Below are 20,888 nucleotides of genomic sequence, written 5' to 3'. Positions count from 1 at the left end.
CGGCAATGTGAAAGTGCACTTTCCATTGCCCTCATTTGCAAACTCATTTGAGCATCGTTGAGAGGCTTGGCGGGTTCTAGCGGTGCAAAGATACAGTATAAATCCTATCTATCCTCAATTCCGCAGCATTATTCCTTGTGAGGTACTTTTATATATTGAAGTGACATTTTGGGGATTTATCCATTGATATGGGGATTTCCTGGGGTTCTTGGTTCTTGCATAAGCATGAAATCCCCCACCCAAACCAATGGGGAAGTATGAAAAGCCACAAAGAAATGATGTAAATTCCACCGAAAGAAGTGATATTCTCGTTTTTAGTTGCTACCTTTGTCCTGTCAGTTTTTTGCTTACTTGTTATGTTTGCAGCACCAAGATAGGTGAAAATTCTGACATATCAAAGTGTTTTGAGAACTTTGTTCCCCAGGCACTTGGATTTCTCACAAGAATTTATGCTGCGGAGTTAAGGTAATAAAACAATGAAATATCAGAGTAAATAACTACATTTGCAGTTGTGTACTTTTGTTTGACAACGTACAATATAATTCATACTAAAACCCCAAACTTAATTGAGGTCCCAGTTGTAATACAAATTTCAAAAGAATCAGAATTAATTAATACATACTATTTTATGAAAGAAAATAAAAATTACATCCTACCCCTTGCCATTTTGGGATTGATGTTCTTCTCAGGAGGCTTCGCAGCAAGTGTAAATGGAATCTTAATTCCTATCCTAAACCAATCGTTAGAAGTGTCTTTTGCAGGAGCATACGCCATCATTGCAGCTATGTTTATACCTTTTGTGCTGTTCGGTTACCCAGCAGGTCAACTTATAAAGGCCATTGGTTACAAGAAAACAATTGCCTTTTCGTATGCTATTTACGCTGTTAGTTTCCTCATCTTTGTGGTTTCTGCAAAGCAAGAAAGCTATCCTCTTTTCCTTACAGCATCATTCTTAGGCGGTATTGGTAACACCTTTTTGCAAGCAGCAATTAACCCTTATATCACCATATTAGGTCCTATTGAGAGTGCAGCAAAGCGCATAAGCATCATCGGAATACTTAATAAATTGGCATGGCCAATATCTCCTTTGTTCATTGCAGCAGTGCTTGGAAGTACTCTCGACATCAAAGTTACACAATTAGATGTTCCTTTCTATATTCTAAGCGGATTGTTCTTGCTTCTTGGTTTGATTGCTCTTGTTTCTCCATTACCTGAAATTAAGGCTACAGGAGAAGACGATTCAAACGAAGAAGAATCACAAGAAGTGGCACAATATGCTAACAGCAAGACTTCTATTTTGCAGTTCCCACACCTTGTATTAGGTAGTATTGCTATTTTCTTCTACGTTGGTGTAGAAACAATTGCATTGGGTTCAGTTATCGACTATGCTAAAACACTAGGACTTGCAGCGGCTGAAAACTACTCATGGATTACCCCTATTGCAATGAGTATTGGCTATATTTCGGGCGTATTGCTCATTCCTAAGTATCTAAGTCAAAACACTGCGCTTAAAATTTGCGCTATCGTTGCACTCATAGGAACCATATGTGTGGCTACTCTTCCTGCACATTTAAGTATCTATAGCATTGGTATTGTGGCTCTAGGTTGCTCGTTAATGTGGCCTGCACTGTGGCCTTTGGCAATGAAAGATCTTGGAAAGTTCACCAAAACAGGTTCTTCTCTTCTAACAATGGGCTTGTTCGGAGGTGCTATTCTAACTGTTCTTTTCGGTTGGTTTAAAGATCTTTTCGGCGCACAAAACGCTTATTGGCTTTGTCTTCCTTGCTTCATTTACATTGCTTTCTACGCATTTAAAGGTTGCAAGCTAAGATAATTACAAATAAAAGATACTCTCGAAGGTATCTATAAGACATAAGAAAAGGGGTCTAAAACGAATTGCTTTAGACCTCTTCTTTTTGTGTACGTTGTCAAACGAAAGTGCACAACTGGGACCTCAATTAAGTTTGGGGTTTAGTATGAATTATATTAATAAAAAAGTATATTTGCACAATGACAACAAAAAAGAATCTTTCAGCAGGTTCTCAGCAGAGGACCTCAGAATCCATGTTAAAGGATATCCGTCGTAATACGAAACGAATTTTCACTTCAGAACAAAAGGTTTTAATTGTGATGGAAGGAATCCGTGGTGAAATTCAGATACTATAACTTCCGTATAAGCTGTTTTCAAGTATAGAATGCAGATTTTCGGCAGGAAAGTCTCGTGCATATCAAGAAAATTATGTAAGTTTGCAGCTATGCAAGAAGTAACAAAGCAAGAGCAGCCACGCTGGAATGGCATACTTGTGGAGGTGTTTTCCACTTTCATCTCGTTTTGTACGCGTCATCAGTTGCGTTATTTTTGTGCGGGTGGGACGGCTATTGGTGCCGTACGCCATCAGGGAATGATACCTTGGGATGACGATATTGACGTGTGCATGCCGCGTCCCGACTACGAAAGGTTCAGAGAATTGTGGCATGAGCAGCCTGTGGAGGACTATGAGTTGATAGGGCCTGAAAGCGATGATGCCTATCCGCTACCTTCGCTTAAGTTGTGCAATGCGCACACGACACTCGTCGAGTTTGCCGAAATTCCGTGCCTGACGGGGCTGTATATCGACATTTTCCCCGTGGACGGTGCGCCCGATGATGACACGGAGGCCTTGCAGTTGCTGCGCCGTTATCAGCGGTTAAAGAATCGATTAAGTGCTATCAGTCACCGCTATTCGTTTGCAAAATACTTAGGGTTGTTGGCTCAGCCACAGCAATGGGGGCAGTTTTGCTACAAGACAATAGGTTTTCTGTGGCGGAAAGGCTATCGACAACGGTTGCTTAAGCAGATGAACGCCATCAGCAGCAGCTATGCTTTCGACCGTGGTGAGCGTGTGGTGGTGTATGCGGGTTCGTATGGGGCGCGTGAAATCTTTCCCAAATCATGGGTTGAAACGCAGGTTATGGGCGCGTTTGAAGGGCTGCAAGTGGCGCTGCCCCAATGCACAGACGCTTATCTGCGCCACTATTTCGGCGACTACATGCAGTTGCCACCCGAGGCTGAACGTGTGGCCAAACATGCCAAAGCCTATTTTAATTTGAATGAGCGCAAGTCGTTCGAAGAAGTAAAACATCAAATAAAGTAACATGAATTATGCATTATTAATTGCCGGCGGAAGTGGGAACCGCATGGGACAAGAGATTCCCAAACAATTTATCCATGTGGATGATTGCCCGATTATTGTGCACACGATGAAGGCTTTTGAGCGCCATCCCGACATTGAAGCTATTGCAGTGGTGTGTTTGGAAGGCTGGGAAACGGTGTTGCGCTCGTATGCCAACCAGTTTTCGATCACCAAACTGCGGTGGATTTTCAAAGGTGGCGAGACGGGGATGGAGTCGATTCACAACGGCATCTATGGGCTGAAGGCTGAGGGATGCAACGACGACGACCTCATTTTGGTGCACGATGGTGTGCGCCCATTGGTGTCGCAAGACATCATCTCGTCGAACATTGCTACGTGTAAACGCTTCGGCAACGCCATCACAGGCATTCAATGTCGGGAGGCTATCTTGGTGAGCGATGATGGTTTCAACGCCGAAAAAAGTATTCCGCGCGATAAACTCATTCGCACCCAAACGCCACACACCTTCCCTTTGGGCGAGCTTCTTGCTGCACACGAGGCCGCCAAGCAACGCGGCATCACCAATTCGGTGGCCACATGCACGTTGATGGCCGAACTGGGTGGGCATAAGATGTTTATCATTCCGGGCTCGGAGCGCAACATTAAGATTACGACTGTTGAGGATTTGGAGATTTTAAAGGCGCTGATGCACACGCAGAAAGACACATGGTTGAAATGAATAGCTATGCGGAAGACTTACAGGCCATAGCGCAGGAACCGCTGTCCTGGGCACAATTAGCGGGCAAATCGGTGTTGGTGGCCGGTGCAACGGGCTTGGTTGGAGCTGCCCTTGTCGAAGCATTATTGGCCTTGCCCGTGCCCGTTGAGGTGTATGCAGCGGGACGGAATGCCAAGCGAGCTGCGGCATGGTTTGCTGCTTATGTAGACAACCCACGGTTCCATTTCGTGCAGATGGATGTGTGTCGACCCATTCAGGGTGCACAGTTGTTTGATTACATCATTGATGCAGCCAGCAGTGCCAATCCAAAAAGTTTTGCCACTCAGCCTGTGGAGGTGATGCTTTCGAACTTCGAAGGCGTGAGAAACCTGTTGGACTATGGGCTGCTTCACGGCATGCAACGCTTTCTCTACGTGTCGACGGGCGAGATTTATGGTGAGGGCGAGGGAAACTTCTCTGAGCACGATAGTGGCTATGTGGACTGCGCCACGCCACGCGCATGCTATCCTTCGGCCAAACGTGCGGCCGAAACCTTGTGTGTGGCTTATGCTGCAGAGCACCAAGCCGACGTGGTTATCGCACGCCTCTGCCATGTTTATGGACCGCGTTTCACCGAGCACGACAACCGCGTCTACGCCCAATTCCTACGCAACATTGCGGCAGGCAACGACCTGATTTTAAAGAGCTCGGGGCGGCAGTTGCGCTCTTGGTGCTACGTGGTCGACGCCGTTCGCGCCCTGCTCTATGTGCTGTTGAAGGGCGAACGCGCAGCAGCCTATAACGTGGCCGACCCCAACTCGGTGTTCACCATCCGCCAGTTGGCCGACACCTTGGCTGCGTTGGGTGGAAAACGCGTGGTGATGGCCGAAGCATCGGCAATTGAAAAGCAAGGTGGAACGCCCATCACCTTAGCCACTTTTAACACCGAAAAGCTACAAAGTCTGGGCTTCACGATTGAAGGAACGTGGCAGGAAAAACTGCAAAAGACGCTCGAAGCCTACATCTGTTAGCCGAATATCCCTGTTTTGGTTGGCGCAAGCATAAGGTTATGCCTGCTGTTCCTTGTTTCGGTTGGCGCAAGCATAAGGTTATGCCAGCGTTCCTTGTTCCGGTTGAGAAAAGCATAAGGTTATGCCAGCTGTTCCCTGTTTCGGTTGGCGGGAGCATAAGGTTATGCCTGCTATTCCTTGTTTCGGTTGAGAAAAGCATAAGGTTATGCCAGCTGTTCCTTGTTTCGGTTGGTGAAAGCATAAGGTTATGCCAGCCATTCCCTGTTTCGGTTGGCGGAAGCATAAGGTTATGCTAACCATTCTGCAAATCGGGTTATCGTCTACAAGTCTTCTGATGAAACATTTGCGTTAAACTATCTAAAAACAAAACAAGCTAACGATTAATTTGATAATTTCGTGGCACTAACAAACAAATAACGAACCTTAAAACAAAGATTTAACAATGACGATTCCATCCGTTTTTTGGCTTGTGCCGATAGCATCTGTGACAAGCCTGTGTATGGCGTGGTACTTCTTCCGCCAAATGATGAAAGAAGAAGAGGGTAATGACCGCATGATTGAGATTGCTTCGCATGTCAGAAAGGGTGCGATGGCCTATCTCAAGCAGCAGTATAAGGTGGTGGGTGCAGTGTTTATAGTGCTCGCTTTGCTCTTTGCTTTCATGGCTTATTACTTGAAAATACAAAATCCTTGGGTGCCTGTGGCTTTCCTCACCGGCGGTTTCTTCTCGGCTTTGGCAGGCTTCTTTGGCATGAAGACCGCTACCTATGCTTCGGCTCGCACAGCCAATGCCGCGCGCAAAGGCTTAGATCAGGGGCTGAAGGTGGCTTTTCGCAGCGGTGCTGTCATGGGACTCGTGGTGGTAGGCTTAGGTTTGTTGGACATTGCGCTGTGGTTTTTCATCCTCAATGCAGTCTATGCTGACTCGCCTTTGGCACTTGTAACCATCACCACCACGATGCTCACCTTTGGTATGGGCGCATCGACGCAGGCGCTATTTGCACGTGTTGGCGGCGGCATCTATACCAAAGCGGCCGACGTGGGGGCTGACTTGGTGGGTAAGGTGGAAACCGATATTCCCGAAGACGATCCGCGTAATCCTGCCACCATCGCCGACAATGTGGGTGACAATGTGGGCGATGTGGCTGGTATGGGAGCCGATCTCTATGAGAGTTATTGTGGTAGCATCCTTTCAACTGCGGCTTTGGGTGCCACGGCCTTCGCGCTATCGCCCGACCTTCAGCTGCGTGCCGTCATTGCACCGATGCTCATTGCCGCCGTGGGCATCTTCCTTTCGCTCATCGGTATCTTCTTGGTGCGCACCAAAGAAGGCGCTACCATGAAGCAGCTGTTGCATGCTTTGGGCGTCGGAACCAATGTCAGTGCAGCACTTATCGCCGTAGCCTCGTTCGCCATCCTCTATCTGTTGGGCATGAATAACTGGCTGGGACTGTCGTTTTCAGTTCTGACTGGTTTAGTCGCAGGTGTCATCATAGGGCAAGCTACCGAATATTACACCTCACAAAGCTATCGCCCTACCCAGCGTATTGCTGAAGCCAGTCAGACAGGTGCTGCCACAGTGCTCATCAAAGGTTTGGGCACAGGCATGATTTCCACCTGCATTCCCGTGCTTGTTATTGCCGTAGCCATCATGCTGAGCTATCTTTTTGCCAACGGATTTAATTTAGATATGCGTGCCGACGCTATCGCTACCGGCCTCTATGGCATCGGCATTGCCGCCGTGGGCATGCTCTCAACGCTTGGCATTACCTTGGCAACCGACGCCTATGGGCCGATTGCTGACAACGCCGGCGGCAATGCTGAGATGAGCGGTTTGGGCGAAGAAGTGCGTCATCGCACAGATGCTTTGGATGCCTTAGGCAACACTACTGCCGCCACAGGAAAAGGCTTTGCCATCGGTAGTGCGGCACTCACTGCCTTAGCCTTGTTGGCATCGTATATTGAAGAAATCAAAATTGCTATGGTGCGTGCGGTGGAGAAGGGACAAACCTTTATCGATATGGCTGGGCAAACCTTCGATCCCCACACGGCCACTATGCCCGACTTCATGGCCTATTTTCAAGTTAATCTCATGAATCCGCGCGTGCTCATCGGCGTGTTTATCGGCGCAATGGCGGCCTTTCTCTTCTGTGGTTTGACCATGGGTGCTGTGGGGCGTGCTGCACAATCTATGGTTGAAGAGGTGAGGAGGCAGTTCAAAGAAATCAAAGGTATTTTGTCGTATGAAGCAGAACCCGATTATGGACGTTGCGTAGAAATATCCACCCGCAGTGCACAAGCCGAGATGATTGTACCTGGTTTGCTCGCTATTGCCATCCCCATTGTGGTGGGCATATTGCTTGGTGTGGCTGGCATTTTGGGACTGTTGGCCGGCAGTTTATCCACCGGGTTCACCTTAGCTGTGTTCATGGCTAACGCTGGTGGCGCATGGGATAATGCAAAAAAAATGGTTGAAGAGGGGCACTTCGGTGGCAAAGGTTCATCCTGTCACAAAGCGACTATTGTGGGTGATACCGTTGGTGACCCCTTTAAAGACACTGCAGGGCCAAGTCTTAACATTCTCATCAAGCTCATGTCGATGGTGAGTATCGTGATGGCAGGCCTCACTATAGCCTTTCTATAAAAGGGGATACAAGCTCTTAGCTACAATAAAAGGCGTTTGATTGCTTTTTATTGTAGCTTGTAGAAGCGGGTTAGGTGGATGCAGAAAGAATGCTTCGTGCCATTGATTGCACTCGACTTTATCAAGACAGCGTGAATTTTATGCTTGATTACATTCACCTGTACTTGTTTCTTGTAGAGAGAAAGCCAAATTCTAATTGCACCCATTCCGATTTGATGTTGCCATCTTCGGTCACCGAATTTGATACGGTCAAGCCCATCAGACGGATAGGGTGTATGTTGCTGTAGTGTATTTGTTGTAGCAATTGTTTGGCTAAAGGTAGGATATCATTTTTCGTTCGCAACCTTTTGTGGGTGGTGATACTACGTGTGATTTGTTGAAAATCATTGAATTTTATTTTCAAGGTCACAGTCTTGCCCACAAATTTGCTTTTCTCTAAGCGTTCGGTAAGCTCCACAACCAAGTGATAGAGCTCAATTAAGATGGCCGATGGTAGGCTGAGATCTTCTAAAAAGGTGCGTTCGCAGCCCACAGATTTGCGCGCATAGTTGGTTACTACGGGGCGTTCGTCGATGCCTCGAGCATAGTTGTAAAATGCAGGACCTATTTTTCCGAAGACGGCTTTGAGATGGTTTTCTGAGCATTGTCGCAGTTGCTCGCCGTTGAAGATGCCCATTTTGTGCATCTTTTGTGCGGTCTTTGGTCCCACGCCCCATAGGTCTTCCACAGGTAGCTGTGCGATAAAGTCGAGTGCCTGATGAGGTCGGATGATGTATAAGCCATCGGGCTTGTGAAAATCAGATGCGATTTTAGCCAATAGTTTGTTGTAGGAGATACCTGCTGACGCGGTGAGATGCAGTTCCTTTTTGATGCGCTGTTTGATCTCTTTAGCTATTTCGGAAGCAAATGGTATATCTTTTTTGTTGTGCGTTACGTCTAAGAATGCTTCGTCAAGCGAGATAGGTTCTACTAAATCTGTGTAGTCATGAAAGATAGAATGGATGGCTAATGACACCTCTTTATAACGATCATAGCGTCCTGGAATGACTATCAAATCCTTACATATGCGTTTGGCTATTTGCATTGACATAGCTGAACGCACACCATATTTTCTTGCTTCATAGCTGGCTGTTGACACCACACCGCGTACACCATCATAGCCAACTGCAATGGGTTTTCCTCGCAGTTCGGGATGGTCGCGTTGCTCTACGCTGGCGAAAAAGGCATCCATGTCGATATGAATAATCTTGCGCATGTGCCGAAGGATGATGCTTTATGTGGCGATGATGGTTTGGAATATTGCCGTTAGAGTTGAAAGAAAAAGGTCGCAAGCGTAACCTCTACGCTCGCGACCAACGAACTATTTAAATTCCTAATAATATTTTAGAAACCAAATTATGAGTATCTTAAAATCATTCCTGGGCGTACCTTAGCGTTAGCACTGAGGTGGTTGAGGCTGCAAATCTTTTCTATGGTTACCCCTCTGAGTTTAGCTATTGACGCAAGTGTCTCGCCATTCTTCACCTTGTGATAGAGCAACTCGTCATTACTTGCGTGCGTCTTGTTCTGGTAGCTACCGAGTTCGCCATTCTGTACTAAATCACGTGTGTAGCCACCATTGCCCACTTTTCCGCGAAGACGTGTTGCTTCAACTGATTCTTCATTGTAGGTGTTCACGTTATATACATAGTAATCGCCCGTGACATCTTGGTTTCTGAAGTCGAACATCAGCGCAGGATTGAGTGCCACACCACACAATCGTGTCTCGAAGTGCAGGTGAGAACCAGTGCTTCGCCCTGTGTTTCCACCCAAACCAATCACTTCTCCAGCTCTTACCGATTGGTTTTCGCTCACCAATTGCTCTGAAAGATGTCCGTAAATGGTCTCCAAACCATTGGGATGTCTGATGACGATATATTTGCCATAGCCACCTGCCTCATAGCGTACGATGCGCACTTTGCCACTGAATGCAGCACGAATAGTGTCGCCAATATACACCTTGATGTCTAATCCTTTGTGAGGTCTTCCCCAGCGGTTACCAAAATTACTGGTCACCACACGGCTGGGAGTAGGCATGCAAAAATGGCGCAAGTCAATCTTAAAGGTGTCAGGCATCTCAGTTCTTTTGTGTGCATAGCGATTGTCCCACTCTTGATAAAGTTCAGAAGCGGGTGATTGTTCTTGCTCTTTCTCTATGATACTTCTCAGTGTGAGTGTATCGACAGCCTTCATTTTCCTATCAATAGGTGCCTGACGTGCTAATAAGTCCTGTGCATGTGCAGGAAGAATTGCACAAACGAATGATGCAATTATTGTAATCTTTTGAATGCTCTTTTTAAAACTCATATACCAGTTTTTAGATTCAGACCCGAACAAGATGAAAGCAAAGTGCATCAAGAAAGCATCGGGTAAGGCCTAAATACAGACCTGTTTTCTAATGAAAAGCGAAGCAAAGTTAGTAAAAAAAATAGCACATGCCCTTATTGTTAACCTATTTTAGGTAAGTTTTAGAAACGCCATTTGCCTGTTTTGGATAGCTTTTGGTTGTTTACGAGGTGTGTTTTTAAGAGATAGCCGCCCAGTTGATGTTGGTTTTACGCAAGGCTTTTAGACGTTGCCACAGCATCTGGTGTGCAGGATTTTCACCTAAGGGGTCGCTTTCTATAATCTTTTGTGCCACCTCTCGTGCCATTTGCACCAATTGTCCATCGCGTGCAATGTCGGCAATCTTCAGGTCAAAGGCAATACCACTTTGTTGTGTTCCCTCAAGGTCGCCGGGACCACGCAGCTTTAAATCGGCTTCGGCAATGCGGAAACCATCGTTGGTTTCGCACATAATGTCAATGCGTTTACGAGTCTCTTCGCTGAGTTTATAGCCTGTGACGAGAATGCAATAGGATTGTTTGGCGCCACGTCCCACGCGCCCACGCAATTGATGAAGCTGCGAAAGGCCAAACCGTTGAGCATCCATGATGACCATTACCGATGCATTGGGCACGTTGACTCCCACTTCTATTACTGTTGTTGCTACTAAGATTTGGGTCTCGCCCTGCACAAATTTGCGCATTTCCTCTTCCTTTTCTGCTGGTTTCAGTTTGCCATGCACTTTGCTAATGGCATATTGTGGAAAGATTTCACAGAGGCTTTCATAACCTTTTTCTAAATCTTTTAAATCGTTTTTCTCATTCTCTTTGATGAGCGGGAATACCACATAGACCTGCCTTCCCTGTTCAATCTGCTGACGTATGCCTTGATACAGACTCGTGATTTGGGTGTCATATTTGTGAAGTGTCTCAATAGGTTTGCGGCCAGGAGGCAGCTCATCAATCACACTTACGTCCAAATCGCCATAGATGGTCATGGCTAAGGTGCGCGGAATGGGAGTTGCTGTCATCACGAGAATGTGGGGTGGTTGTTCGCTTTTAGCCCACAATCGTGCACGTTGTGCCACACCAAAGCGATGTTGTTCGTCGACAACAGCCAAGCCAAGGTGTGCAAATTGCACGGTGTCTTCGATGACAGCGTGGGTGCCAACGAGAATATTTATTTCGCCTTTGGCTAAGCGTTCGAGCAGGTTTTGGCGGCGTTTTCCTTTTACGATGCCTGTCAACAATGCCACTTCTACGGGCATATCGTGTAGAAATTCCTTGATGGTGGCAAAATGTTGCTCGGCTAAAATTTCAGTAGGAGCCATGATGCAGGCCTGAAAACCGTTACCAATAGCAATCAACATTGTCATCAAAGCAACCAGTGTTTTGCCCGAGCCCACATCGCCTTGCAGCAGTCGGTTCATCTGTTTCCCACTATCCATGTCAGCTCTTATCTCGTGCATGACGCGCTTTTGCGCACCCGTCAGGGCAAAGGGCAAGTTGTTTTTGTAGAACTGATGAAACACTTGTCCCACCTGATGGAAGCGGTATCCCCTATATTTTTGCCGGCGGTCGTGCGCATAGCGCAAGATATTAAGCTGCACATAGAAAAGCTCTTCAAACTTCAATCGCACTTGTGCGCGCTGCAATTCGTCCAAAGAGTGGGGGTAGTGAATGCCATGAAAGGCTGCTTCGCGAGAAAGAAGATGCAGTGGTTGCGTGATGAATGGTGGTAGAGTCTCGGATAAACAGCCTTGCGGAAGCCTTGCAATGAGCGTCTTGGTGAGCTTCTCTATGGCCCGACTTGTGATGCCCCCGTTCTTCATTCGCTCCGTAGTCATATAATAAGGTTGCATGCCCATCTCGTTGAGTTGCAAGGCGGTTGCCTCCTCCATTTCGGGATGTGCAAACTGAAAACGGCCACCATAGACCGATGGTTTGCCAAAAACAATATATTCAACGCCTAACTTATAGGTCTTGCTGACATATTGAACGCCACGAAACCACACCAAGTCGACCACGCCATGCCCATCGCTGAAATGTGCCACCAAGCGCTTTTTGCGTGGCGTTGTGGCAAACTCCTCGAAACTGAGTATCTTACCTTTGAGTTGCACAAAAGGCATATTGCCGTTCAACTCGTTGATGGTGTAAACCTTACTTCTATCCACATATTTATAAGGATAGTATTCTAAGAGGTTACCCCACGTGTTGATTTGGAGCTCTTTCGCCAAAATTTCTTTGCGTTTGGGTCCCACTCCGGGCAGATACATGATGTCTTGTTCGAGAATGTCGGGCATAGTTACAGCAGGGTTTCAGCCACTTTTAAATCAAAGGGGGTCGTGATTTTGATGTTCTCTCGCGTTCCCTCTACCAAGGTTATTGGCTCTCCCAAGGCTTCAACTACCGATGCATCGTCGGTGAAATGGTCTTGGAAGGGCTGTTGATAGGCGCGCCGAAGAAGGGCGATGTCAAACACTTGTGGGGTTTGCGCCAAGCGGTATTGCTCGCGTGGCACATGCCGTGCCTCGCCATTCTGCCCCACATGGCAGAGCGAGTCGTGGGGGAGAAGTGCCGGTAGTGCAGCTGCATGCTCGCGGGCGGCTGTGAAACAGCGGTCAATGAGGTCGGGTGTAACGAACGGACGCACGCCATCGTGGATGCCCACCACGCCGCTTTCGCCTGCGGGAATAGCGGCTAACCCATGCTTACACGAGTCGAAACGGGTCTGTCCTCCATCGACAATATGATGCGGAATGGTGAAATTGTAATCGTTACACAGTTGTTTCCAATGGTGCTGTTGTGCTTTGGGGAGCACCACAATCAGCTGTAAGTCTGCCGAATAGTTGTAGAACTGCTCCATGGTGCGCATGAGAATGGGTCTCCCCCCGAGCAAAAGAAACTGCTTGGGAATATCGGCTCCCATGCGCATGCCTTTGCCACCAGCGACGATAATGATATAGTCCATAATAACGTTAGCGGCACCATGTCTTGCAAAAGCTATGCTTTTAGGCGGTAAAAGCATGGCTATTGTGGCTCAATTTCCATGCTTTTATCAACCAATGGCTATGCTTTTGTGTGACGTGTGCCTTATGCTTTGCTGTTTTATCTTTGTTTGCCCGCCCACAAAGGCCAGGCCGTTGGTTTATTTTTGGCTTAGCAAGTGGGTATATTGCATGCCATCCTGCAGCTGTTTCACAGCAGACTTGTCAACGAAATAACTTAAAATTTGATAAGCATAGGGTAGGGTAGCTGCCGGACCTTCGCCCGTGATGACATTGCCATCCTCTTGAAACAGTGTGCCGGTGTAGGTGGTTGACGTATTGAAATAGCGTTCAAACCCTGGACTACACGTCGCTTTCTTGCCATCGAGAATACCACATTCAGCTAAAACTGAAGGTGCAGCACAGATGGCTCCTATACGCTTCGCAGCTTGATGGTGGCATTTGAGTAGTGTTTTCAGGCCTTCGTGCTCTTTTAAATGTGTCGTACCTGGCAGACCACCTGGCAGCAAGAGCATGTCGGCATCGTCGAAATGTCCCGCCTCTTCAAAACGAAGGTCGGCCAAAATAGTTATGCCATGTGAACCTGTTACTTCTAACTGACCAGTGAGACTAACGGTTTTTACCTCTACACCGCCGCGACGCAGGATGTCAACAGCAGCCAATGCTTCTATTTCTTCGAAGCCATCGGCTAAAAACTCATATACTTTTGCCATTATCTTTAATATTTTGTTTATATTTGCAAATATAATAATAAAAATTGATTTAGCAAAGCATTTCTATCCATGCAACGGCAACTAACATTTGCTTTCTTAGGCAATGAATATCGAAGTGAGGCAATTGCCCCCTATCTCAAGCAAGCCATGAGTTTTTTAGCAGCGCACCATGCACAGCTTTTTATTGAGCCAGAGACATTGGAACAGGTCGATTTTGTACTCTCAATGGGTGGTGATGGCACCTTTCTGCGTGCTGTAAATCGCATTGGTGCACGCGAAATCCCTATCATTGGGGTGAATATGGGGCGTTTAGGTTTCTTGGCTGATGTGCATCCTGAGCAGTTTTTGCCGATGTTGTCAGAGGTGCTTGCAGGCCATTACACCCTTGAAAACCACACTGTGATTCAGCTTCATGCCACCTGTTCGTTGGGTGAGTGGAACCCATTTGCACTGAATGATATTGCCATTTTGAAGCGCGATACGGCCGCTATGATACGCATTTCGGCACGTGTTGATGGCGCGTTGTTGGGAGAATATCAAGCCGATGGTTTGATTGTCGCAACCCCCACGGGCAGCACGGCCTACAGCTTGTCGAATGGAGGCCCCATCATTGTGCCCCAGAGCGGTAGCCTTTGCCTGACGCCTGTGGCACCCCATAGTCTCAATCTGCGTCCCATCGTCATCAATGATAGCAGCAAGATTGATTTAGAAGTGGAGTCGCGGTCGCATAGTTTCTTAGTAGCCATTGATGGACGCAGCATGAAAATGGCTGATGGTGTGCAGCTTTCGATTACCAAGGCACAGCATGTGGTGAAGGTGGTGAAGCTGCAAGGGCAAAGTTTCTTTACCACGTTGCGTGAAAAATTGATGTGGGGTGTAGATCAACGATGAAGGCATGCGAATAAAGACATTATTAAAGATTCCTGATTTCAAGTACGATGCACGTACCATTATGAAATGGTTGTGGCATGCTTGGCGTGGCAACCAGTTGCAGGCGGTGCTCAATGCGCTCATTGGTTTGTTGGGAGTTGTAGTGAATTTGGCACAGGTGTGGGCCATCAAACATGCGATTGACGTGGCCTCAGGCACACTTCCTGGCAGCATTTATGGTGCGGTGGGGCTGATGGCAGCCTTGATATTACTCGACTTTTCGCTGAACATTGCTGGCGTATGGGTGCGCAACATTTTGGGCATTCAAGCGCAAAATCGGATGCAGCAACGTATGCTCGACCGGCTGTTGAAAGCTGTTTGGCAGGGTAGGGAGCATCATCACTCTGCCGATGTGCTCAATCGTTTGGAGTTTGATGTGAATAATGTGGTGACTTTCTTAACTGAAGTTATTCCCAATACCTTGTCTGTTCTGGCATTGTTTATTGGTGCTTTTTGTTATCTTTTCTCGATGGATAAGTTGCTCTCCATCATAGTTATTGCCATTTTTCCATTGTTTTTGCTCTTCAGTAAGCTTTATGTTGGACAGATGCGCAGGCTCACTCGACAAGTGAGAGATAGTGACAGTAAGGTGCAAAGCGTGCTGCAAGAAACACTGCAACATCGCATGTTGATTAAGACTCTGGAACGCAATCGCACAATGGTTGAACGCTTAGAGGATATACAAAGTGAGCTGCGCCACCACGTTGTGCGGCGAACAAAGTTCAGTGTCTTTAGCAATGTCATCGTGAATTTGGGCTTTGCTGTGGGCTATTTGATAGCTTTTTTGTGGGCAGCTTTGCGCATGTTGGATCACACTTTGACTTTTGGTGGGATGACAGCTTTCTTGCAATTGGTGAATAAGATTCAAGGACCAGCGCGCAATTTAACGAAGCTCTTTCCTGCATTTGTCAGTGTTTTCACCGCTGCAGAGCGGTTGATGGAACTCGAAGAGGAACCCTTGGAAGAGCAGGGTGCACCTATTTATATGAAAATGCCATGTGGTATTCGGTTGAATGCTATTGGTTATACCTATGCCGATGGTACAGAGAAGGTGATTAATCAACTCTCATTCGACTTTAAACCCGGCAGTTGTACTGCTATCTTGGGCGAAACGGGAGCCGGAAAGACAACGCTCGTTCGGATGTTGCTGGCGCTCTTGTCGCCACAAGAGGGAAAGGTTGAGATTTATGATGGGCGACATAATGAGGTTCTCACACCGCGACACCGCTGTAATTTTGTCTATGTGCCACAAGGTAACACGCTGTTGAGTGGCACGATACGCGAAAATTTGCGTTTGGGTAAACTCGATGCTACCGACGAAGAGATGTATAATGCCTTGCATACCAGTTGTGCTGACTTTGTGAAATTGCTGCCCTTGGGGCTCGATACCCTTTGTTCGGAGCAAGGAGGTGGACTTAGTGAAGGTCAAGCACAGCGCATAGCTATCGCTCGAAGCCTGCTCAGAGATCGTGCTATCATGCTTTTTGATGAGGCAACGAGTGCATTAGATCCCGTAACAGAAAAGCAGTTGTTGACAAATATCCTCTCTGATCATACCAAGACCATTATCTTTATTACACATCGTCCTGCAGTGATAGATTATTGTGACGCAACCTTAAAAATAAAAAAAATATAAGTTTTGAGGTGTAAGAAATTATAGATTGTGGAATATTCTGTTTAACTTTGGAGTCAAACAATCGTATGATACATTTAAAAAACATCCACAAAACCTATCAAGGTGCACAACCTTTACATGTACTGAAAGGCATAAACCTCGACATTGCTGATGGTGAATTCGTTTCTATCATGGGGTCTTCGGGCTCGGGTAAGTCGACTTTACTCAACATTTTAGGTATCCTTGATAACTATGATTGTGGAGAGTATGTGCTCGGTGGCACGCTCATACGCAATCTTTCTGAAACAAAAGCTGCGCATTATCGCAATAAAATGATTGGTTTTATCTTTCAGAGTTTCAACCTTATCGGATTTAAAACGGCTGTGGAAAATGTTGAATTGCCGCTGTTCTATCAAGGGGTGGGACGGCGAAAGCGTAGGCAGTTGGCCATGGAATATCTTGAGAAGATGGGACTTCTGCCATGGGCAGAGCATTATCCTAATGAAATGTCGGGTGGACAACGACAGCGTGTGGCCATCGCGCGCGCCTTGATTACGCAACCGAAGCTCATCCTTGCCGATGAACCTACGGGTGCACTGGATAGTAAAACGTCGGTTGAGGTGATGCAGTTGCTCAAGCAACTCAATGCCGAAGAGCATAAGACTATAGTCGTGGTGACGCATGAAAGTGGTGTTGCCAACGAAACCAATAAGATTATTCATATCAAAGATGGCATCATAGGGCGCATTGAAGAGAACTGCAATCACGATGCTTCACCCTTTGGTATCAATGGTATGATGAAATGAAAAAGGCTCCAAATCTTGCAATATGCGTTGTCACTATTGGGTAAGGACATTCGTATGAGGCATGATTTATGAAGGCTCATCGGCTCATTTGCCATGTCATTCATGCGCATGGGAGTAATAAATAGCAAGTTATGAGAGATATCCTATTCGAAATTTGGTCTACAGCAAAGCGTAATAAGTTGCGCACTGCGCTCACAGGTTTTGCCGTGGCGTGGGGTATTTTTATGCTCATCTTCCTTTTGGGTGCAGGAAATGGACTCATTCATGCCACCGAACAAAACACCAATCAGTTTTTGGCTAACTCGATGGAGGTATCTGGTGGAGAGACTTCTAAAGCCTATAAGGGATTTAAAGAAGGACGTAGTGTGCAATTAAACGATAAGGATTTTGTTCTGACCCAACGTCATTTTGCACAAAATATTGATGAGATGGGATCACAAGTGTCGGAAGGACCGCTCAATATGGCTTATAAAGATAATAGCACAACCATCACTTTGATGGGCGTCTATCCAAGCGAACAGCATATCAATAAGATTGTTATGCGCTATGGAAGGTTCATCAATGCTATTGATAATGCACGACAACGGAAGGTTGTGGTGCTGCCCGATCAGTATGCAAAAGAGCTTGTCTCGCATGGCATACAGCAGCTTGTTGGGCAGGCAGTCAATGTAGGCGGCTATGCTTTTCAAGTGGTAGGTATTTATAAACAAAATGAAGCGATGAGTGCAGCTCCTACTTATGCTCCCTTCCAAACAGTGAGGGTGATGTATGGTGGAGGGGATAAGATGGGACAAATCAGTTTTTCTTTCCACGGTTTGGAAACCGAAGAGGCCAATGAAGCTTTTGAAAATCAATTGCGATCGGCCATCAACAACCAGCATGATGCGGCTCCTGATGATGACCGTGCAGTGTGGATTTCAAATCATTTCACATCGAACATGCAGATGAATACAGGGATGGATATCGTTCGTACAGCACTATGGATTGTGGGATTGTTCACATTGTTGAGTGGCATTGTGGGCGTTTCCAACATCATGCTCATCACAGTAAAAGAACGAACGCGTGAGTTTGGTATCCGTAAAGCCATAGGAGCTACTCCCTGGGCTGTGCTGAAACTGATTATCATCGAGAGCGTAATCATCACTACTTTCTTTGGTTATATCGGTATGGTACTTGGCATTGTGGCCAACGAATATATGAACATCATGTATGGTAACAAAGAAGTTGACACAGGATTGTTTCATGCTTCGATGTTTGTTAACCCCACTGTGGGTTTGGATGTGTGTGTCAAAGCATTGCTTGTGATGATTGTTGCGGGTACATTGGCTGGGTTAATGCCAGCACGAAAAGCGGCCAAGATTCGTCCTATTGAGGCATTGAGAGCCGAATAAATGGCATGATGGTTACACCTTATTATATATATGGGGAGAAAGAAATGGTCGTTTGGCAACGCAATTTAAAATAAAACGCAGCATGAAATTAGACATAGATACCTATAAAGAGATTTTTACAACCCTCTCACGTAATAAGAGTCGTTCGTTCTTAACAGGCTTTGGCGTGTTTTGGGGCGTGTTTATGTTGCTCGGTTTGATTGGTGGCGGAAACGGATTGCAGCAATTGTTATCGCGCAATTTCGAAGGCTTTGCTACCAATTCTGTGATTATTTTTGCACAGAAAACAACGAAACCTTATGCGGGTTTCCGCAAAGGTCGTTTGTGGACGATGAACTATGACGATATTGAACGCCTGAAAGCGCAGGTTAATGGATTAGATATTGTTGCACCAGTGTTGGCAAGGTGGGGACCAAATGCAACCCATGGTGACAAGAAATATTCATGTAATGTGAAAGGCGTATTGCCCGAATATCAAGGTGTTGAGACGCCTAAACTCAAGTATGGACGTTACATCAATGCCATGGATATGCAGCAAAAGCGCAAGGTATGTGTCATTGGAAAGCGCGTTTACAAAACGCTTTTTCCTAATGGTGACAATCCTTTAGGGAAACTTATCCGTGTAGATTCTATTTACTATCGCGTGGTGGGCGTCGACTATGCCAGTGGAAATATCAGCATCGATGGAAGTAGTGAAGAGGCCATAGTGCTGCCCATTACACTTATGCGTGAGGCTTATAACTATGGAGATGAGGTGCCTCTCATCTGTGGAACGGCGAAACCAGGAGTACATGTGAGCGACATCATGCCCAAGATACGGCGTGTCATTGCGCAAAATCATCAGCTTGATCCCACTGATGAGAAAGGAATCAGCATCTTTAACACAGAAGTGATGTTTGGAATGGTTGATAATCTTTTTCGCGGTGTAAACTTCTTAATTCTCCTTGTGGGCATTGGAACGATACTCGCAGGTGCTATTGGTGTCTCGAATATTATGATGGTAACGGTGAAAGAACGTACCAACGAGATTGGAATACGGCGAGCCATTGGAGCCACACCGCGCATTATCCTCGGACAAATTATTGCTGAAAGCATCGTCCTTACAATTTCTGCCGGCATGGGTGGACTGCTTTTTGCAGTGGGAATCTTGCAGTTAGCCGAGTTAGCTTCGACAACAGACGGCATCGTTACGACGCATTATCAGATAGGTTTTTGGACGGCTTTGGGCGCCGTTGCTTTGCTGAGTACTCTTGGTGTGTTGGCGGGTTTGGCACCAGCCCTGCGCGCTATGGCTATCAAACCTGTTGATGCGATGCGTGAAGAATAATAAAGTTTGACATAAGAAAAAAATAAAACTTTCGATAAACAGCATGAAAAAGTATCTAAAAATCATCGTAGCAAGCCTTGTAGCCTTGCTTTTTGTGGGCACATTTGTGTTTCTTTGGGCGAAATCGCGTCCAAAGGAAATGGTGTATGAGGAGTTTACACCACGTGTGTTAGATTTGAAAAAGACAACAGTTATTACAGGTAAAATTGAGCCGCGTACAGAGATTAACGTAAAACCGCAGATGAGTGGCATCATCTCTGAGGTGTTGAAAGTGGCTGGACAGACTGTAACTGCAGGCGAAGTGATAGCTAAAATCAAGGTTATTCCCGATATGGGGCAACTCAGTTCAGCACAGGCACGAGTGCGATTAGCCAATATCAATGTGCAGCAAGCAAAGGTTGATTATCAGCGCATGAAGACACTTTTTGACAAGGGTCTTATTGCAGCTGAAGAGTTTGAGAAGACAAAACAGGCCTACAAACAGAATCAAGAAGAAGTGAAGTCGGCAGTAGAGTCGCTCGAAGTAGTGCGCGATGGTGTTTCGAAGAGTAATGCTAAGTCGAGCTCTACGTTGATACGTTCGACTATTAGCGGGCTGATTCTCGATATTCCTGTGAAGGTGGGAAACACCGTTATTTTGAGTAATACCTTCAATGATGGTACAACTATCGCTACGGTTGCAGATATGAGCAATCTCATTTTCCGTGGAAATATCGACGAAACCGAAGTAGGACGTTTGGTAGTAGGCATGCCGATGAAAATTACAATCGGCGCGTTGCAGGATGAAACGTTAGAGGCACGTTTGGAATATATCTCGCCAAAGGCAATCGATAATAATGGTGCTAATCAGTTTGAGATTAAGGCTGCTGTGACTAAATTAGGCAAATCACAGATACGATCAGGCTATAGTGCTAACGCAGAAATCATTTTAGCTGCAGCCAATCATGTGCTAACGATTCCTGAAAGCGCAGTAGAGTTTGAAGGAAATAACACATACGTGTATGTAGTGCAAGGTTCAGGAAAGACGAAGACCTATGTGCGACGCAAGATAGTCACGGGGCTAAGTGATGGCATCAATATCGAAGTGAAGCAGGGATTGACGGCAAAAGACCATGTTCGTGGAGCACAGAAGATGGATGATGCGGCGAAATCGACCGATTGATAGTTGTCATAATAGCTACCAGATAGTTTGCTATAAACAGTTCTTAAAGATAGATAATCACACTCTT

General features: G+C 46.2%; 17 protein-coding genes. 12 read left to right on the top strand and 5 right to left on the bottom strand.

What is annotated here, in order from left to right; genetic code table 11:
* The first annotated feature begins 628 nt into the window (after positions 1-628).
* The 6 genes from gluP to X919_RS0101480 all read left to right on the top strand — a co-directional run bounded on the left by gluP (position 629) and on the right by X919_RS0101480 (position 7,506).
* On the top strand, positions 629-1,834 hold the full coding sequence (gene gluP, locus X919_RS0101505) for a glucose/galactose MFS transporter (RefSeq protein ID WP_028898732.1): 1,206 nt from the start codon (positions 629-631) through the stop codon (positions 1,832-1,834).
* A gap of 176 nt (positions 1,835-2,010) precedes the next feature.
* A complete protein-coding gene (locus X919_RS16375; RefSeq protein WP_155949632.1) occupies positions 2,011-2,166 on the top strand; it encodes a hypothetical protein in 156 nt (51 codons plus the stop codon).
* 89 nt (positions 2,167-2,255) lie between these two features.
* Positions 2,256-3,134: a LicD family protein gene (locus X919_RS0101495; protein ID WP_028898731.1), complete on the top strand. Its 879-nt coding sequence runs from the start codon at positions 2,256-2,258 to the stop codon at positions 3,132-3,134.
* Position 3,135: 1 nt separating this feature from the next.
* Positions 3,136-3,852 (top strand): IspD/TarI family cytidylyltransferase, encoded by a 717-nt coding sequence (locus X919_RS0101490; protein ID WP_028898730.1) that lies wholly within the window; start codon positions 3,136-3,138, stop codon positions 3,850-3,852.
* Positions 3,849-4,862, top strand: a complete 1,014-nt coding sequence (locus X919_RS0101485; protein ID WP_028898729.1) for an NAD-dependent epimerase/dehydratase — start codon at positions 3,849-3,851, stop codon at positions 4,860-4,862. The genes X919_RS0101490 and X919_RS0101485 overlap by 4 nt, the downstream gene beginning before the upstream one ends.
* 442 nt (positions 4,863-5,304) lie before the next feature.
* Positions 5,305-7,506 carry a sodium-translocating pyrophosphatase gene (locus tag X919_RS0101480; RefSeq protein WP_028898728.1) on the top strand — a complete coding sequence of 734 codons (2,202 nt, stop codon included), beginning with the start codon at positions 5,305-5,307 and terminating at the stop codon, positions 7,504-7,506.
* Between the two features lie 154 nt (positions 7,507-7,660).
* On the opposite strand, the gene dinB is transcribed toward X919_RS0101480, so the two are convergent.
* From dinB to X919_RS0101455, 5 genes are all read right to left on the bottom strand, one after another.
* Positions 7,661-8,761, bottom strand: coding sequence for a DNA polymerase IV (gene dinB, locus X919_RS0101475; protein ID WP_028898727.1), 1,101 nt, complete (start codon positions 8,759-8,761; stop codon positions 7,661-7,663).
* 140 nt (positions 8,762-8,901) lie between these two features.
* Positions 8,902-9,852, bottom strand: a complete 951-nt coding sequence (locus tag X919_RS0101470) for a peptidoglycan DD-metalloendopeptidase family protein (protein ID WP_028898726.1) — start codon at positions 9,850-9,852, stop codon at positions 8,902-8,904.
* A 217-nt stretch (positions 9,853-10,069) separates the two neighbouring features.
* Positions 10,070-12,172 carry an ATP-dependent DNA helicase RecG gene (gene recG / locus X919_RS0101465; protein WP_028898725.1) on the bottom strand — a complete coding sequence of 701 codons (2,103 nt, stop codon included), beginning with the start codon at positions 12,170-12,172 and terminating at the stop codon, positions 10,070-10,072.
* 2 nt (positions 12,173-12,174) lie between these two features.
* Positions 12,175-12,840, bottom strand: a complete 666-nt coding sequence (locus X919_RS0101460) for a 2-C-methyl-D-erythritol 4-phosphate cytidylyltransferase (protein ID WP_028898724.1) — start codon at positions 12,838-12,840, stop codon at positions 12,175-12,177.
* Positions 12,841-13,017: 177 nt separating this feature from the next.
* On the bottom strand, positions 13,018-13,590 hold the full coding sequence (locus X919_RS0101455; RefSeq protein ID WP_028898723.1) for a DJ-1 family glyoxalase III: 573 nt from the start codon (positions 13,588-13,590) through the stop codon (positions 13,018-13,020).
* A 69-nt stretch (positions 13,591-13,659) separates the two neighbouring features.
* Here X919_RS0101455 and X919_RS0101450 point away from each other — a divergent pair, with 69 nt between their 5' ends.
* The 6 genes from X919_RS0101450 to X919_RS0101425 all read left to right on the top strand — a co-directional run bounded on the left by X919_RS0101450 (position 13,660) and on the right by X919_RS0101425 (position 20,821).
* Entirely contained in the window at positions 13,660-14,481 is an 822-nt protein-coding gene (locus X919_RS0101450) for an NAD kinase (RefSeq protein ID WP_028898722.1), read from the top strand.
* A gap of 4 nt (positions 14,482-14,485) precedes the next feature.
* Complete coding sequence (locus X919_RS0101445) at positions 14,486-16,156, top strand: ABC transporter ATP-binding protein (protein WP_028898721.1); 1,671 nt, start codon at positions 14,486-14,488, stop codon at positions 16,154-16,156.
* 65 nt (positions 16,157-16,221) lie between these two features.
* The gene (locus X919_RS0101440; RefSeq protein WP_028898720.1) at positions 16,222-16,941 is read left to right on the top strand and encodes an ABC transporter ATP-binding protein; all 720 of its coding nucleotides are present in this window, start codon (positions 16,222-16,224) and stop codon (positions 16,939-16,941) included.
* Positions 16,942-17,072: 131 nt separating this feature from the next.
* Positions 17,073-18,332, top strand: a complete 1,260-nt coding sequence (locus X919_RS0101435) for an ABC transporter permease (protein ID WP_028898719.1) — start codon at positions 17,073-17,075, stop codon at positions 18,330-18,332.
* Positions 18,333-18,414: 82 nt separating this feature from the next.
* Positions 18,415-19,659 carry an ABC transporter permease gene (locus tag X919_RS0101430; RefSeq protein ID WP_028898718.1) on the top strand — a complete coding sequence of 415 codons (1,245 nt, stop codon included), beginning with the start codon at positions 18,415-18,417 and terminating at the stop codon, positions 19,657-19,659.
* A gap of 43 nt (positions 19,660-19,702) precedes the next feature.
* Positions 19,703-20,821: an efflux RND transporter periplasmic adaptor subunit gene (locus X919_RS0101425; RefSeq protein WP_028898717.1), complete on the top strand. Its 1,119-nt coding sequence runs from the start codon at positions 19,703-19,705 to the stop codon at positions 20,819-20,821.
* The last annotated feature ends 67 nt before the right edge of the window (positions 20,822-20,888 follow it).

Source organism: Prevotella sp. HJM029 (assembly GCF_000599605.1).
Classification (GTDB): domain Bacteria; phylum Bacteroidota; class Bacteroidia; order Bacteroidales; family Bacteroidaceae; genus Prevotella.
The sequence above is the reverse complement of the archived record's forward strand: the minus strand, read 5'-3'. Positions and strand labels throughout refer to the sequence as shown.